At 64.2% G+C, this 16,065-nt stretch carries 11 protein-coding genes; 6 read left to right on the plus strand and 5 right to left on the minus strand.

From position 1 onward, the window contains the following. Positions 1-328: 328 nt before the first annotated feature. Together AC0L30_RS32490 and AC0L30_RS32495 are read left to right on the plus strand one after the other, a co-directional pair. Positions 329-3,172, plus strand: a complete 2,844-nt coding sequence (locus AC0L30_RS32490) for an ATP-binding protein (RefSeq protein WP_473406087.1) — start codon at positions 329-331, stop codon at positions 3,170-3,172. Between the two features lie 118 nt (positions 3,173-3,290). Beyond that, complete coding sequence (locus AC0L30_RS32495; RefSeq protein WP_219683101.1) at positions 3,291-3,998, plus strand: hypothetical protein; 708 nt, start codon at positions 3,291-3,293, stop codon at positions 3,996-3,998. Positions 3,999-4,023: 25 nt separating this feature from the next. Here AC0L30_RS32495 and AC0L30_RS32500 read toward each other — a convergent pair whose 3' ends face one another. Beyond that, on the minus strand, positions 4,024-6,906 hold the full coding sequence (locus AC0L30_RS32500; protein WP_473406088.1) for an ATP-binding protein: 2,883 nt from the start codon (positions 6,904-6,906) through the stop codon (positions 4,024-4,026). 353 nt (positions 6,907-7,259) lie between these two features. On the opposite strand from AC0L30_RS32500, the gene AC0L30_RS32505 reads away from it, so the two are divergent. Continuing rightward, positions 7,260-8,243 carry a helix-turn-helix domain-containing protein gene (locus AC0L30_RS32505; RefSeq protein ID WP_473406089.1) on the plus strand — a complete coding sequence of 328 codons (984 nt, stop codon included), beginning with the start codon at positions 7,260-7,262 and terminating at the stop codon, positions 8,241-8,243. A gap of 83 nt (positions 8,244-8,326) precedes the next feature. On the opposite strand, the gene AC0L30_RS32510 is transcribed toward AC0L30_RS32505, so the two are convergent. Then, on the minus strand, positions 8,327-10,648 hold the full coding sequence (locus tag AC0L30_RS32510) for a molybdopterin guanine dinucleotide-containing S/N-oxide reductase (RefSeq protein ID WP_473406090.1): 2,322 nt from the start codon (positions 10,646-10,648) through the stop codon (positions 8,327-8,329). Positions 10,649-10,920: 272 nt separating this feature from the next. On the opposite strand from AC0L30_RS32510, the gene AC0L30_RS32515 reads away from it, so the two are divergent. Next, complete coding sequence (locus AC0L30_RS32515; RefSeq protein ID WP_473406096.1) at positions 10,921-11,313, plus strand: RidA family protein; 393 nt, start codon at positions 10,921-10,923, stop codon at positions 11,311-11,313. Positions 11,314-11,394: 81 nt separating this feature from the next. Here AC0L30_RS32515 and AC0L30_RS32520 read toward each other — a convergent pair whose 3' ends face one another. After that, entirely contained in the window at positions 11,395-12,339 is a 945-nt protein-coding gene (locus AC0L30_RS32520) for a LysR family transcriptional regulator (protein WP_007601275.1), read from the minus strand. 232 nt (positions 12,340-12,571) lie between these two features. On the opposite strand from AC0L30_RS32520, the gene AC0L30_RS32525 reads away from it, so the two are divergent. Then, positions 12,572-13,507 (plus strand): MBL fold metallo-hydrolase, encoded by a 936-nt coding sequence (locus AC0L30_RS32525; protein WP_007601274.1) that lies wholly within the window; start codon positions 12,572-12,574, stop codon positions 13,505-13,507. A 15-nt stretch (positions 13,508-13,522) separates the two neighbouring features. Then, a complete protein-coding gene (locus tag AC0L30_RS32530; RefSeq protein WP_007601273.1) occupies positions 13,523-14,524 on the plus strand; it encodes an alpha/beta hydrolase in 1,002 nt (333 codons plus the stop codon). Positions 14,525-14,574: 50 nt separating this feature from the next. On the opposite strand, the gene AC0L30_RS32535 is transcribed toward AC0L30_RS32530, so the two are convergent. Together AC0L30_RS32535 and aroQ are read right to left on the minus strand one after the other, a co-directional pair. Continuing rightward, complete coding sequence (locus AC0L30_RS32535) at positions 14,575-15,609, minus strand: Gfo/Idh/MocA family protein (protein ID WP_219683107.1); 1,035 nt, start codon at positions 15,607-15,609, stop codon at positions 14,575-14,577. Positions 15,610-15,615: 6 nt separating this feature from the next. Then, positions 15,616-16,065: a type II 3-dehydroquinate dehydratase gene (aroQ, locus tag AC0L30_RS32540; protein ID WP_007601266.1), complete on the minus strand. Its 450-nt coding sequence runs from the start codon at positions 16,063-16,065 to the stop codon at positions 15,616-15,618.

Consider the following 16,065-nt stretch of genomic DNA (forward strand, 5'->3'; position numbering starts at 1 on the left):
CGCCTCCCCGTTGGAATTAACGTCAAACTCGGAACGGATACTGGATGCAGTTCGCGTGCATTGCTCGTTAGACGTTGCAAGATTTTGTTATGATGAGGGTGCGACGACCGGGACTCCAAGCCGTGAGCTGGGCGGTCAAGCACGCCGCCGGGCTGCCCCTATCGCTTCGCAAGATGCTCGCGTTTGAGTACAATTTGCGACGGATCGTCGCGCGCGACGGCCAATTGCCGGCGCCCCACGCGATTTCGCCACTTTCGGCCAGTTTACTCGGGGTTCCCTTCTGCTAAATCAAAGTGCAGAGTTCAGCTCTCACTGGAATGATTGGCCCGTGCCGGACACTAACGACCAGGAGTCGGCCATTGCTTTCGGGCCATTCCGGCTGTTCGCAAAGACGCGGCTGCTCGAGAAGGACGGCGCCCCGGTTCACCTCGGCGGCCGTGCGCTCGATATTCTCGTTTTTCTGGCCGAGCGCGCCGGGGAGGTTGTGGACAAGCGTGAGTTGATCCGGCGCGTCTGGGCCGACGTGAATGTGGACGAAGGCAGCCTGCGCTTTCACATCACGACACTGCGCAAGGCCTTGGGCGATCCGGGCGAAGGCTCCCGCTACGTCGTCAACGTCCCCGGGCGGGGTTATTGCTTCACGGCCGCGCTGCTCCGGGCTGCCCCATCGGAGAACCGGACCAGCCTGCCCGTCGCTGCGCCGCGCTCGCTGCCCTCGCCGCTCGCGAAGATGATCGGGCGGGACGATGCGGTCGCGAGAATTTCCGCCGAGCTTGCCTTGCATCGCTTCGTCACGATCGTCGGCCCCGGCGGGATCGGCAAGACTTCGGTCGCACTGGCGGTGGCGCATGGCGAACTCCAGGCCTTCGACGGCCAGGTGTGTTTTGTCGATTTCGGCGCACTCAGGGAGACGCGGCTCGTTGCGGGAACGATTGCGGCCGCGCTGGGCCTTACAGTCAATTCCGACGACCCGATGCCGGGGTTGCTGACATTCCTGCGCAGCCGGCGGATGCTGCTGGTCTTCGACAGTTGCGAGCACATCCTCGACGATCTCGCCCCCCTGGCCGAACGCATCGTCCGGGAAGCGGGCGGGCTGCATATTCTCGCCACCAGCCGCGAATCCTTCCGCGCCGACGGTGAGCGTGTCCATCGGCTGTTTCCACTGGATTGCCCGCCACAGCGCGACGGGCTCGGCATCGCCGACATCCTTGCCTATCCCGCAACTCAGCTCTTCGTGGAACGCATTGCAGAGAGCCTGAGCGAATTCGAGCTCAGCGAAGAGGATGCGCCGCTCGTCGCCGAGATCTGCCGTCGGCTGGACGGCATCGCGCTCGCGATCGAGCTCGCGGCCGGGCGTGTGAACGCCTACGGCATTGCCGGGACCGCCTCGCTGCTCGACAGCCGTTTCTCGCTGCTATGGCGCGGTCGGCGCACCGCTGTGCCGCGGCACCACACCCTGAGTGCGGCGCTCGCCTGGAGCTATGATTTGCTGCCGGCAACCGAAAGCGCAACGCTGCGCGGATTGTCGGCATTCGTCGGACCGTTCACGCTGGAAGCCGCGCTTGCGGTCGCGTCCTGTCAGGGAATTGGCGAGGCAGAAGCCGCCGAGGCGATCTCCAATCTGCTTTCCAAATCGCTGATCGCGACCTCGCCTGCGGAGCGGCGGCTGCGCTATCGCCTGCTGGATACGACGCGTGCCTTCGTAGCGGACAAGCTCGTCGAGAACGGCGAAGCGGACCGCGTCGCACGCGCCCACGCCGAATATTTCCGCGATTTCCTGCGCGACATCGCGCTCAAATCCACGGGCATGCAGACGGCCGGCGGCTTCCTTCCCTATGCCGACCACCTGCCCAATGTTCGGGCCGCGCTGACCTGGAGCTTTTCGGACGGCGGGGACCGAACGATCGGCGTGGATCTTGCGGCGTCAGCGGCCCAGTTCTTCCTTGAGCTGACATTGCTGACGGAATGCTACCGCTGGACCCAGCAGGCGCTGGCGTCCCTCGACGCGAGCGCAGTGGATGGCCGCAATGAAATGATCCTGCACGCCGCGCTCGGCGTCTCCGCGATGTTCACGCAGGGCAATACCGAAGCGGTCCGCTCGGCGTTCACGCGCAGTCTCCAGCTTGCCCGAGAGCTCCAGGATCTGCACTGGCAGCTCTGGCTGCTGCGCGGATTACACATCTACCTGACCAGGGTCGGGGATTTTCACGGAGCACTCGGAACCGGCGAACAGGGCGAGAGCGTCGCGCGGAAGCTGAACGATCCCGCCAGCACGCTGAACGTCGAATGGATGCTGGGCGTCGCCCATCATTTAATCGGCAACCAGGACAAGGCGGTGCAGCTCTGCGAGAGCGCGATGTTGCATAATCCCGGCTCGCGGCGGCTGAATATCGGGCATCTCGGCTATGACGACCGCATCGTCGCACTGGTGGCGCTCGCGCGCGGGCTTTGGCTCACCGGCCGGCCCGATCGTGCGATCGAGGCGTCCCGATACACCATTCGCGAAGCCGAGCTGCTCGAGCAACCGCTCACTCTCGGTATTTCCTTGATCTGGACCATCTACGTGTTCCTCTGGGTCGGCGACCTGGCGAATGCGGAAATCCTGATCGAGCGGCTGATCGATCATTCGGCGCGGCACTTCCTCGGGCCCTATCATGCGGTCGGCATCGGCCAGAAGGGTGAGCTGCTGCTTCGCCGCGGCGACGTCACCGCCAGCATCGAGCACCTCCGCCGCAGCCAGGCCACGCTGTACGCGACGCGACACCGGATCATGACGACGGTGTTTGCGACCGCGCTCGCGGAGGGACTCGTGGCGCAGAACCAGGCCGACGAAGCCTTGCAGACCATCAATGATGCCATCGCAGAGATCCCCGATCATGGCGAATCCTTCGACATGCCCGAGATGCTGAGGGTCAAGGGCGATATCCTCGCCCGATCGGGCAATGCCGCGGAGGCCGAAAGCTGCTTCCGGGACTCGCTCGATCTGTCACGCCGCCAATGTGCGCTCGGCTGGGAGCTGCGGGGGGCAATCAGTCTCGGCCGGTTCTGGCGCCAGGCCGGAAAAGCCGGAGACGCGCGCGCCCTGATCGCCCCTCTCGTCACGCGGTACCAGGAGGGCTTCCAGACCCGTGATCTCGTCGCAGCCAGGGAGCTCCTTGCGGCGCTGAATTGAGTGTATCTTCAACGGGATACCGCAAGAATTTCCGCTCGCAACTCCTAACAACTTCTAACACGCCAAGCCGCATCCGCCCCGCCATGGTGCTGGCACTTCACGGTGGATATGGCGGGACATGGCGCTTCTTGACGATGTAATTGATGCCAGCGGCGGAATGGCCCGCTGGAATAGCTTGAGCCGGTTCACACTTCACCTCTCCGTTGCCGGAACGCTGTTCTCCAGCACCGGACATGCCAGCGAATTCAAGGACGTGACGGCGGAGGGCTCGACCCGCACGCAGTCGGTCCGCTTCACCGGCATCACCGGAGGGGAACATTCCGGCTCGTTTCAGCCGGACGCGATCACGATCGAAAGCCTCGAGGGTGAGGTCCTCAGGACCTGGCGCAATCCAAGCGTTGCGTTCACCGAGGCCGGTTCGCCTACGCTGGCGGACGAACTGCATCTCGTCTTCTTCTGCGGCGTCGCGATCTGGAATTATCTGACCAATCCATTCCTGCTCGCCCATCCCGACGTGGTGGTGGAGGAGCTGCCACCGTGGCAGGAGAACAACGAGTCATGGCGGCGGTTGCGGGCGCAGTTCCCTCCGGGCCTGATCACGCTCGCGCCCGAGCAGATCTTCTATTTCGACGATAACGCGTTGCAACGTCGGACCGATCACGATCTGTTCGGGATGAAGGTCGCGCACTACTCCTGGGCCCATGACAGCTTCGGCGGCATCGTGGTGCCGACGCTCCGACGCGCGCAGACGCTGCGGCCCGACGGAACAGTGGTCGCCAAGCCCGTACTGATGGACGTCGAGATCTTTGACGCCGTCTTCGAGTAGCGGCCCGCGCGATTCGCTTCGAACTTCACCGGGCCGCCGGCTCGTTCAGCATGCGCCGTGCTGCAATGAGATCGGCGGTCTCGAACCCCTCCGTGAACCGGGCATAGGTTTGAGCGAGCTGTTCGAGCGGATTTTGCACACGCTGCCGGACTCGAAGCCGCGCCAGCGACATCTCGGCTCGCAGCCGCCAGGACAACGCGCCCTGCTGTTCGGAGAGCGAGATCGATGCGACAAGATCCGCCTCGGCCGCGTCGGGATTGCCGCCATGGGCCTCCAGCTCTCCCCGCAGACGGAGCAGCTCGGGCATGTCGAAGGCGCCGCCTTCCTGCTCGACCCGCAGAATGGTTTCGTGAAGAACCTGAATGCCTTCCGTCAATTGTCCCAACGTGACCAAGCCTCGAGACAGGTCCGCGGCGAACGCTGAGGCGTAGAGCTCGTAGCGATCGGCATGCAGGCGGGGAAGCGCGCTCCGCAACAGGTCGACGCCGTCGGCGATCTCGCCCCGAGCGATCATGCTCTGCGCTCGAAAACCCGTCGCGACGGCTTCGTAGGGCCCGAGTCCGTGCATGCTCGCATGCGCGGCCAGACGACCGATCATGGCCTCGACCGACGACCAATCGCCAAGCCAGCCGAACACCGAAGCGGACCAGCATAATGCGATACAGTGCATGACCACGTCATGCGGCGCTGAAGCGCCGACCAGCGGCCGGATGCATTCAAGCGCACGATCGGGAAAGCCGCGCAGCCATAGCACGCGCGCAAGCGGAATCTGCGGTGTGCGTGAATAGGCGAAATGCCCGGGTTGGGTCCCGCGGAGCGCAGCGTCGTCGCGCAGGCCCTGGTCGAGATGGGCTTGCGCCGCGGCCTGGTCTCCGGCGAGGTGATATGACACGCCGAGCAGCGCTTTGCTCCCGGCGATCCCCGCGGTATCGCCGATGACGCGGGCAATCCGCTCGGCGTGAAGCGCAGTCGGCACGAGATGCCGATAGCGACCGGTCCGGCGGTAGAACATGTTGAGCCGGGACAACAACCTGAATGTGTTGGCGTGATCGGAAAGCGCTTCCGCTATTTCCAGCCCGCGCCTGAGCGCCGCTTCCGCCTGCTCGCTGTTGCGCTCGGTGAACATCAAGGCGTGACCGAGCGTCGACTGAAGTTCGAGCTCCCATGCGCCGCCCCGGTCGGCCTCGTCGAGCATTGCGAGGGCGCGATCGGACCAGATGCGCGCCTCGTTGAGCAAATTGAGTTCGACGAAGAGCCTTGTGCAGCTGCCGGCGAGCGGCACGCGCAAGCCGGCGCCCTCGTCGTTGGCATAAGCCCATTGCAGCGCAGCCCGGGCATCGGCGAGCAGGCTCGCGCGTTCCTGCAAACGTGAGGCATGATTGCTGCCCTCATCCTTCATGCCCGCTTCGAGCGTGCATTGGACATAGAGAGCGTGACGGCGCGCGATCTCGGCCAGCTGTCCGCCATCGGCCAGTTTCTGCAGGGCATAGGCGCGCGTTGCGTCGAGCAGGCGATAGCGCCGCGATGCGCCGTCCGGCTGGGTAGAAATCAGCGACTTCACCACGAGTTGCTCCAGGGCCTCGACGGCGCGATCCTCCGGCATCTCTGCCCCGGCCGCGACCGCTATCACACCCTTCAACGTGAAGTGACCTGCGAAGACGGCGAGGCGCTGAAATACGATCCGCTCGCTCTCGCCGATCAGACCGAAACTCCAGTCGAGCGTCGCACCGAGCGTCTGCTGCCGCGGCGGCGCCGTTCGCCGCCCGCGCCATTCGAGCTGCAACCGATTGTCGAGCAGTGCCGCCATCTCGCGCAGTCCATAGAGACCGACGCGTGCGGCAGCCAGCTCGATCGCCAGTGCGATGCCGTCGAGCTTGCCGCAAATCCGGGCCAGGACTTCGGCATCCTCGTCGGTGATGTCGTCGCGATGCCCGGCCGCGACGGCGCGATCGACGAACAGGCGCACAGCGGGATAAGCCAGCACCTCGCCGGCGCTGAGGCGGGTGCCCTGCGGCGGACCAGGAAGCGAAACGAGCTCGAAAATCTGCTCGCCTTCCACCAGCAGCGACTCGCGGCTGGTTGCGAGGATGACGATGCCGGGCGCCTCCCGGTAGATGTTTTCTGCAAGCCGCGCGACCTCCTCGATGACGTGCTCGCAGCTGTCGAGCACGAGAAGCAGCCGGCGGCCCCGCAGGAAATTGACGATGCTGGCCGAGGGATCATCATGGTGCACGACGAGGCCCAAGGCGGCGGCAACCGTGCTCGCGACCAGGGCCGCGTCCTTGAGCGGACCGAATTCGAGAAAATGGACATTGCCGTCGAAGCTATCGCACATCTCATGCGCGAGCGCGGTCGCAACAGTCGTCTTGCCGATGCCGCCCGGCCCTCGCAACGTGACGAAGCGATCGCGGAGCAAGCGGGCCGCCAACTCGGTTACAGCGTCTTCCCGCCCGACCATCCGATCCAATCGGCGCGGCAGCGGCGGTGCCGGCGCGGTCCTTCCGGGCGCATGCGACGGCGGCGCAGCCAGCTCCGCGCGCTCGCCACGCCGCACGGGCGCCACAAAGCAATAGCCCCGGCCCGGGATGTTGGTGATGTAGCGGGCACCATCCTTTCCGTCGCCGAGCACCTTGCGCAGCTCCGCGACATGGACGCGCAGGCTGACCTCCTCGACGGAAAGTCCGGACCACGCATAGCCGAGAATTTCGTCCTTCGGGACCACTTCGCCGGCGCGACTGACCAGCAGGCGCAAAATATCCGTCGCGCGGCTGCCGAGCCTGACCGGCAAGCCATCCCTCTCCAGCAGCCGCGACCGAAGCGAAAATGGCCCGAACGCGACGGCATCGAAATCTGGGATCGCCGCGGCGTCGCTGCTGCGGGGGCCATGTCCTGCCGAGAGCTCGGTCACTTCTGACTCATCCTGACGGCCGCTCCATCGAAATGCGGCGCGACTATACCCCGCGCCAGTGCGAGGTCCAGCGATGGCAAACCACGGAACTCACGCCGCCGCGTCGATCTCCACGCGATGTCCGGCGCTCTCCTATGTCGGGCCGGGGATGCGCAAATATCTGATAAATTGTACAAAAAGGACGCTTCCTGAGACGGGATGCCGCACCTGATGCGCTCCCACAAAAACTAACACATCCTAATCACCACTAACGAGCTTGCAGGTCAGCTCACGCCTATCCTCTCAACATGGAAAGCAGGGCTTTGCGCGTTTGCTGGTTGCAAACAGCGGAGAACGCCCGGAGAGGACGAACGATGTTGACCAATTTGCAGGCAAGTGATGCCTGGATTGAATTTCCGGGCGCCTCGGGGGATTGCGAGATACCTCAGGCAACACAAGCGATCATTCGCGAGCGTCAATGGCGTCAGGTCGATCCGCGCGCGGGGGTGGCCGCCAAGGACATCGCGATCTCGCGATGGGAAGACCCGCGGAGCACCTCGTCGCACGAAGCGACGACCCCTGAGGATCGCTATTTCGTCGGCATCGCCCTCAAGACCACGCGCGCGAAACTGACCCGGGATCGCCAGGTCATTTTCGACGGGACCATGCCCGCGGGCACACTGTATCTCACCGCGCCGTCGAAGCCCCTCGCCGTGCAATTCCAGTCGCCATGCGCCTTCTTGCACTTTTACATCTCCGCGGATCAATTTCCGGCACAATTTTCCGGGACCGAGGGATTGAATGACCTCGTCCTGTTGCGCGATCCGCTCGCAGCCGAGCTTGCCAAGGCGCTGATCGAACTTGGCGACGCCGCGGACCACGAGTTCACGCGCTGCATCGGCCAGACCCTTGCGATGCATCTCGCACGTCTGGAATTGCCACGCGCCAGGGTCAATGCCTTGCCGAAATGGCGGCTGCGGCGGGTCGAGCAATATGTCGCCGATCATTTCCACCGCTGCATTAGCCTGTCCGAACTCGCCAATGTCGCCGGCCTGTCCAGAATGCACTTTGCGGCGCAATTCCGCGCCGCGACCGGTTACCGGCCCCGAGAATATCTGCTCAATCACCGGATCGAGCACGCCAAGACGCTGCTGGCCACCACCGAACGGCCGCTGGCGGAGATTGCGCTTGCGGTCGGCTTCAGCACGCAGGCGCATTTTTCGACCGTCTTCAAGCGCATCAGCGATCAATCCCCGGCACGCTGGCGCCTCGCCAGCAAGGGCGAACGGCGAGATGTGCAAGCACTCCCGCCGCGTCATCCTTTGACGGAGAGGGACTGGATCAGCGCAGCCGCGTAAGCATCCGCTCGCGCCCTCATCCTCCCGGGCCTGCGAGCCACTCGGGGCCGTCCCTGCCCCCACACAGGACGGCCCCTTTTTTTCTACACCGGATCGAAAGCCCGGATCGGCGGCAGATTGCCGGTGAACTTCTCGACCTCGACTGTCGTGAGCTGGCCGGTGCAGCCCTGCGCAAAGGACGAGGTGCCGACGTCGCGGGTCAGCACGTTCGGATTGCCGTGCACGCAGAGCGGCGCGTCGTCTTCGGGGTCCATCGGGTCGTACCAGGCGCCGGTCGGGAGCTGGACCACGCCGGGCGCGATACCGTCGGTGACGTGGACCGCGGCAAGACAGGCACCGCGCGCGTTGAACAGCCGGATGATGTCGCCGTCCTTGATCCCGCGCGCGTCAGCGTCCCCTGGGTTCATGCGCGCGACCTCGCGGCCGCGATGCTTGGCGGCGAGCGAATGTCCACCGAAATCGAGCTGGCTATGCAGACGCGTCACCGGCTGGTTGGCGACCAGAAAACACGGCGCCCCCGGCTTGGGCATGTCGGACTTCTCCAGCCAGACCGGATGGCCCGGACAATCCGCATCGCCATGACCTGCGATCTTGGCGGAGAATATCTCGATGCGGCCGCTCGGCGTCGGCAAAGCGTGATTGACGGGATCGTCGCGGAAGCGGCGCAGCCGGCCGCCGTCGTCAGGCTGCTGCGGCACGACCAGGCTGCCGCGCCGCCAGAACTCTTCGAAGCTCGGCGCCTCCAAACCGCGCGCTTCGAGCGAGGCGCGGGTCGGCTCATAAAGATGTTCCAGCCACTGCCGTGACGTCCGCCCCTCGGTGAAGGGTTCGCGCGCGCCGAGACGGTCGGCGAGATCGGCAAAGATCTCGTAGTCGTCGCGCGCAAGGCCGAACGGCTCGGCGATGCGGTGCATCGCGACCATGAGGGGATCGTTGCTGGAATAGCCGATGTCTTCGCGTTCGAGCGTCATCGTCGAGGGCAGCACGATGTCGGCATGCCGGGCCGTAGCAGTCCATGCGAGCTCGTGCACGACCAGCGTGTCGACTTTCGCAAACGCCTTGCGCAGGCGATTGATGTCCTGGTGGTGATGGAAGGGATTGCCGCCGGCCCAGTAGACGAGGCGGATATCCGGATAGGTGCGCGTCTCGCCGTTGTAGCGATAGGTGCCGCCGGGATTGAGCAGCATGTCGGCGATGCGCGCCACCGGAATGAAATCGCGGACAGCGTTGCGGCCCTGCCCCAATGTCGGCCCGGGCACGTCGTTGACGCGGCGGCCGTAATAGCCGATCGCCCCCAACGAATAGGCGTAGCCGCCGCCGGAGAGGCCGATCTGGCCGAGCGCTGCCGCCAGCACCATGCCCATCCACACCGGCTGCTCGCCATGCTCGGCGCGCTGGAGCGAATGGGAGACAGTAATGAGCGCACGCTTGCCGGCGAGCCGGCGCGCAAGTGTGCGGATCGTATTTGCGTCGACGCCGCAGATCGCTGCGGCCCATTCGGCGTGCTTGGGTTGGCCGTCGCTCTCGCCTGTGAGATAGCGCAGGAAGACGGGCCATCCCTCGGTGTAGCGATCGAGGAAAGCCTGGTCGTGCAGGTTTTCCGCGACCAGCGTATGAACGATGCCGAGCATCAGCGCGGTGTCGGTGCCGGGCACGCACGTCATCCATTCGGCGCCGGCCTCGACGGGCAGGTCTTCGCGCAGTGGGCTGACCAGGACGAACTCGCAGCCGCGGCGGCGCGCAGCTTCCATCGCGCCGCGCTCGACATGCTTGCTGATCGAGCCGCCTGCGACCATCGAGTTCTTCAGCGCCATGCCGCCGAACGCCAGCACGATGTCGGTATCGGCCGCGATCTGCTCCCAGGTGACGTTGCGCTTGGTGATGTCCTCGTAGCCTGCCAAGATCTGCGGCAGCAGCACCGAGGACGCGCCGGAGGAATAGGAGTTCACCGAGCGCACATAGCCGCCCAAGGCGATGTTGAGGAAGCGATGCACCTGGCTCTGGGCGTGGTGGAAGCGGCCCGCGCTCGACCAGCCATAGGAGCCGCCGAACACCGCGCCGGGGCCGCGCGTCTCACGGATGCGTGCCAGCTCGTCGCCGAGCAGATCGAGCGCCTTCTCCCAGCTAATGGAGACGAATTCGTCGCGGCCGCGGCGATCGTCCGGACCGGGACCGCGTTCGAGCCAGCCGCGGCGGATCGCAGGTTGGGTGATGCGCGCCTGATGGCGCAGCGCGCCGGGAAAATTCCCGATGATGCCGTTCGGATCGGGATCGCCCGCATAGGCCCTGACCTCGAGCCCGGCCTCGCCTTGACGTGCCGAGAACACGCCCCAATGCGAGGTGTGCGGCTTGAAGCCGTCGGACAGGTCGAGGCCGGGGTCGGGGAAGCCAATCGTATCGTCCATCGTCACATTCCTTGTTCCGGTCGCGGCACTGTCGCGGCCGCACCGATGATCCGGGTCGCAGTATAGCGATCCGCGCTTCGATGTCGTCGGGTCAGGGCCGGCGAAAATGCCGGGCGCTCGTGCAAAGACAGATTGACGGGTCGACCGGCGGCGATCTTTCGTCCAATTTGTACTTTTATTTTCAACGCTTTAGTCGGTTGCATTCAGATCCGCGCGGTCGGTCTTTCGGTAAGACTTGGCGCGAGATCTCTTGCAACGACACTGACATTGAAATGTGCGATATGCCGCCCGTCACACACAACATCGGTCCCATCATGATCAAGCGCGAATTGCCCTACGAAGGTCTGCTCCACGAAGTGGTCGAGCACAATGGCGTGCTTTACATCGGTGGAATCGTCCCCGAGGACACGAGCCTCGACATGTCGGGCCAGGCCAACGACGTCCTCGGGCAGTTGGCGCAGTTACTCAAGACCCTCGGATCCGATCTGAGCAACGTCTTGCAGGTGACCATCTACATGGCGAGCCTCAAGGAAAAGGCAGAGTTCAATGCGGCCTGGAAGGCGCATTTTGCAGAGGCTCATCTGCCGGCGCGCGCGGCAATCGGCGTGGCCGATCTCGGTCCTGGCGTCAAACTCGAGATCACGGCCATCGCCGCTCGACAATAGTGGCACGGAATCCGCTGATCGAGAGGTCCCGACGATCATCAAGCCTAGATGCGCGACGTGGTGCGGTTGAGGCAAGTCGAATCAGGAGGCGGCCGCTTGGTACAGGCACTCACGTAACCAAGCATGAGCTCCGTCCTCCTGATTGCGCGGATGCCACAGCGCAACGATGCGCGCCGGCGGCAGATCGAGCGGCGGCGATGTAAGATCGAGCTCGTGGGAAAATCGCATCAGAAAGCGTCGCGGAAGGGTGCAGATGCAGTCGCTGTGGGCAAGGATGACCGGCGCCAGCGCATAGGTTTGAATCGAGACGGCGACGCGTCGGGAACGGCCTAGCCCGGCGAGTGCGTCGTCGACCAGACCAGAAAAGCCGCCACCGTCGGCGGAGATCAACAGATGGTCGAGCGCGCAAAAACGATCGAGATCAAGCGGCCCGTGGCCGCGCGGGTGACCTTTGCGCTGCGCGGAGAGGAAGCTGTCCTCGAAAAGCGGGCGCTGCATCAGATCGCCGTGTGCCCCATCAGCCCCCGTCACCAGAATGTCGATCTCGCCCCGTTCAAGCCGATCGACAACGTCGCGCGTCGGATGGACGAAGGCTAGCCGCGCCCGTGCGGCCGTGGAGGTCAACCGCGCGACGAATCCGGGCGCCAGCGTCACGGCTGGATTCTCGTGGATGGCAACGACAAAGGTGCGCTGGCTGTGGACCGGGTCGAATACGGCCGGTCCCTCGACCATGCGACGGAGCTTGCCGAGCACGTCTGCCAGCTCCGCCTGCAGCTCCACCGCTCTCGTCGTCGGCACCACGCCGCGGCCCGCCGCCGCGGGCACGAACAAGGGGTCGGCAAAGACCTGTCGCAGACGGTTCAATCGAGCCGATAGCGCGGGCTGACCGATGTTCAGGCGCGACGCCGCGCGCGTGACGTTCCGCTCGCGCAGCAGAGCCTCCAGGGCGAGCAATAGGCCGAGGTCGATCTCGGCGAGATCGGTGTCGTCGGCCAGCCGACCTGGACCGTGTTCCGCATCCGGCATCGGTCCTCCTCCGTTCAAAGCACATGATCGCGGCCGAACGAGCCGCGATGAGAGAGGTAGAGCCAAAATGGCGGTCTGAAAAGCTGGGCTGACCGCCTTTCGATATCGACGTCGTCGATGGGACCTATCGAGCCCACGGCCCTCCCGGCGGCGTGGTGCGCTTCGTACTTCCCGGTCACCGCGGCGCTGGCAATCAGGCCGGCTCAGCCACGACCTGGAGTGGAGGACCTTGATGACGCAAGCGACGAAAACCTATCGCGTTGGCGATGCAGCCGTCACGCGGATCGATGAATTGCGGCTTGCCGCATTCAAGTTCGGCGCCCTCTATCCTGACGCCGAACCGGATGCGCTTGAGCGCCATCGCGACCGGCTCGAGGCGGGCTCGTTCGATCCTGCAACCGGCACCTTCATTCAAAGCATTCACAGCTGGCTGGTCAAAACCCCGCACCACACGATCCTGATCGACACGGCGACCGGCAACGACAAGAACAGGCCCGACATCCCGCCGCTGCATCGTCTGAACGAGCCGTTCCTGGCGCGGCTGGCGGCGGCGGGCGTCACCCCGGAACAGGTGGACTACGTTCTGCTCACGCACGTCCATGCCGACCACGTCGGCTGGAACACGCGCCTGGTCAACGGTCGCTGGATTCCGACATTCCCGAACGCAACCTACGTCTTCTCCGGGATCGAGCAGGCCTATGGCGAGAGCCTCGCGGCGGGCACGGAGCCCACAGGGGCAGCCCGCCCCGACCCGGCGCTCGGCCCGGCGGCGCGCAAGCCGGCCGACCGCGTCTATGACGACAGTGTGCGGCCGGTGATCGAGGCCGGCCTTGCCAAGCTCATCGCAGTGAATGGCGACGAGCTCCTTGAGGGCATCTCTTTCATCCCGACTCCCGGCCACAGCATCGATCACGCGTCGATCCGTCTCGTATCCCGCGGCGAGCAGGCGCTTTTTGCCGGCGACGTGATGCACCATCCACTGCAGGTGTATGAGCCTTCGCTCAATTCCTGCTTCTGCGAATTCCCTGAGGCCGCCTCGCGCTCTCGCGCCGCCGTCCTCGAGGACGCAGCCGAGCTTGGCGCAACCGTCTTCACCACCCATTTCGCACAATCGTCCGTCGGGCGCATCGACTGCCGCGGCGATCGCTTCGCCTGGCAATTCGTCTGATAAAGGAGACCGATCATGGACCAGCAAACTTACGCGCAGGCAGACGGATCCGACATCGTGGTCGAGGATCTCATGATCCCGAGCGACACGGCCGGCATCTCGCTTCACTTGCGCAACAAGCGAACAGCGGCGCTCAAGACGTTTTCCGCCGAGCGAACCATCCTGATGATGCACGGCGCGACCTATTCGTCGGAAAGCCTGTTCGATGTGCCGCTCGATGGCATCTCCTTCATGGATTATCTCGCCGGGCACGGCTACGACGTCTTTGCACTCGACGTGCGCGGCTATGGCGGATCGACGCGTCCGCCCCAAATGGACGCGCCGCCGGAGGATTCTGAGCCGATTGTGCGCACGGAAGTCGGCGTGCGTGACCTCGCCAGCGCAGTCCAATACATCCTGAAGCAGCGCAACATCACGCGGCTCAATCTGGTCGCGATGTCCTGGGGCGGCTCTGTGGCCGGTGCCTACACGGTAAGCAATAACGATAAGATCGTAAAGCTGGCGCTCGTCGCGCCACTGTGGTTGCTGAAGGGCCCGGCTCCGATCGATGCGGGCGGCCGCCTCGGGGCCTATCGCCACGTCCCTGTTCTGGACTTCAGGGAGCGCTGGCTTTCGGCAGCACCGGAAGCAGCGCGATCAAGTCTCATCCCGGAAGGTGGGTTCGAACTCTGGGCGGACATCTCGCTCGCAACAGACCCACAGGCCAGCGCAGGAGCTCGTCCGCTCATGCGTGCCGTGAACGGCCCGATCCTGGACATCCGCGAGTACTGGGCCGCCGGCAAGGCCCTTTACGAGCCCAGCGAGATTCGCGTGCCGGTGTTTCTGGTCCACGCCGAATGGGACCGCGACGTGCCCATCGGCTCGGCACAGGACCTCTTCCTCTCACTGAAACAGGCGCGATATCGGCGATGGGTCGAGATCGGCGAAGGCACGCACATGGTTCTGCTGGAGAAGAACCGGTTGCAGGCGTTCGACGCGATCAACCAGTTTCTCTCGGAACAGTATGAGCATGACTAGCGCGATCTTCGCGCGGATCCCGCCGCGAGAACACAGGCGCCTCGCCCGAATCAAACCGACACGAGATCTCCGGTTTCCGCTGCGCGCTTGACCGCGTCGATCACCCTGAGCGTTTTTAGCCCTTCGTGCCCACTCACCACAGGCGTGGCCGTGCCGCAGATAACACCACAGAAATTTGCGATCTGCAGGCCAAGCGGGTCTTCCTTCTCATATCTTAGCTGCTCGCGCTCAATCGGCGCCCACCAACTGGCCTTGCTCGGATGATGCCATAAATCGAGTTGCGGAATAGCCAGCGATGCCCGCGTGCCGCCGATCTGGTAACACGCCTCCTGCGTACGACTGTAGGCTGGGTTCTCACCGGCGGTGAATTCCCAGCTCCAAGGCGACTGGATGGTATCGGAGACATTGACCGTTCCCAGCGCGCCGGAGGCGAAATGCAGGATCACCACCGCGGTCTCTTCAACGCCATTTCCGCGCAGCCGATTGGATTGGGCAGCCTGCACCGCGACGATATCGCCGCACAGATACCGCAACAGGTCGATATCGTGGATGAGATTCAGGAAAATGGGGCCCGCTCCTTTCTCGCGGCGCCAGGACACTTCAAAATAATCGTCCGGCTTGATCAACCAGAACATGCCATGCACCGATACGATCTGACCGAGCCCGCCACTATCGATCTCCGCCTTGGCGCGTTGGATCATCGGGCTGTGGCGGCGGTGGTGGCCGGTTAGCAACGGCACGCCCGCCCGGTCGGAGGCTTCGACCAACGCCTGTGCAGCAACGACATCATCCGCTAACGGTTTCTCGATCAGCGCCGGGATGCCCGCAGCGATACAATCCATGCCGTTCGCCACGTGCATCTGGTTGGGGGTGGCGACGACCACCCCGTCGGGCCGACTTTCGGAGAGCATGTCCCGAAAGGACGGAAACCAGTTCACGTTCAGCGAAACCGCCAACTCTCGTGCTGCCGGCGTCGGATCGACGATCGACGACAGCACCGCCTCCGGCCGCGCGAGAATATGTTCAATATGTCGCTTGCCGATGAGACCCGCTCCCATGACCGTCAGGCGGATGGGTGCACTCATGCGATTCTATACCTTCTTCTCATCGAGCAGCTTGGCCACGCGACGCAAGCCGAGCAGATAACCCTGAGTGCCGAAGCCTGCAATAACGCCATCAGCTCGTTTGGAAACGAACGAGTGGTGGCGGAATTCCTCGCGCTTGTGCACATTGGAAATGTGCACCTCGATCACTGTCCCCTCGAACGTGTTCAAAGCATCCAGGATGGCGACTGACGTATGGGTGAAAGCCGCGGGATTCATCACGACGCCGACAGCCGTCTCGCGTGCCTCGTGGATCCAATCGATCAACTCGTATTCTCTGTTCGACTGGTGAAAGCGTAGCTCCAGAGCGAGCTCCGTGGCTAGCCCCCGACAATCTCGCTCCACATCCGCAAGCGTCTCGTGGCCATAGATGTGGGGCTGACGCTTGCCGAGCAAATTGAGATTTGGCCCGTTGAGGACGTAGACAAGACGACTCAT

It is taken from the genome of Bradyrhizobium sp. MI1.11, from assembly GCF_055811255.1.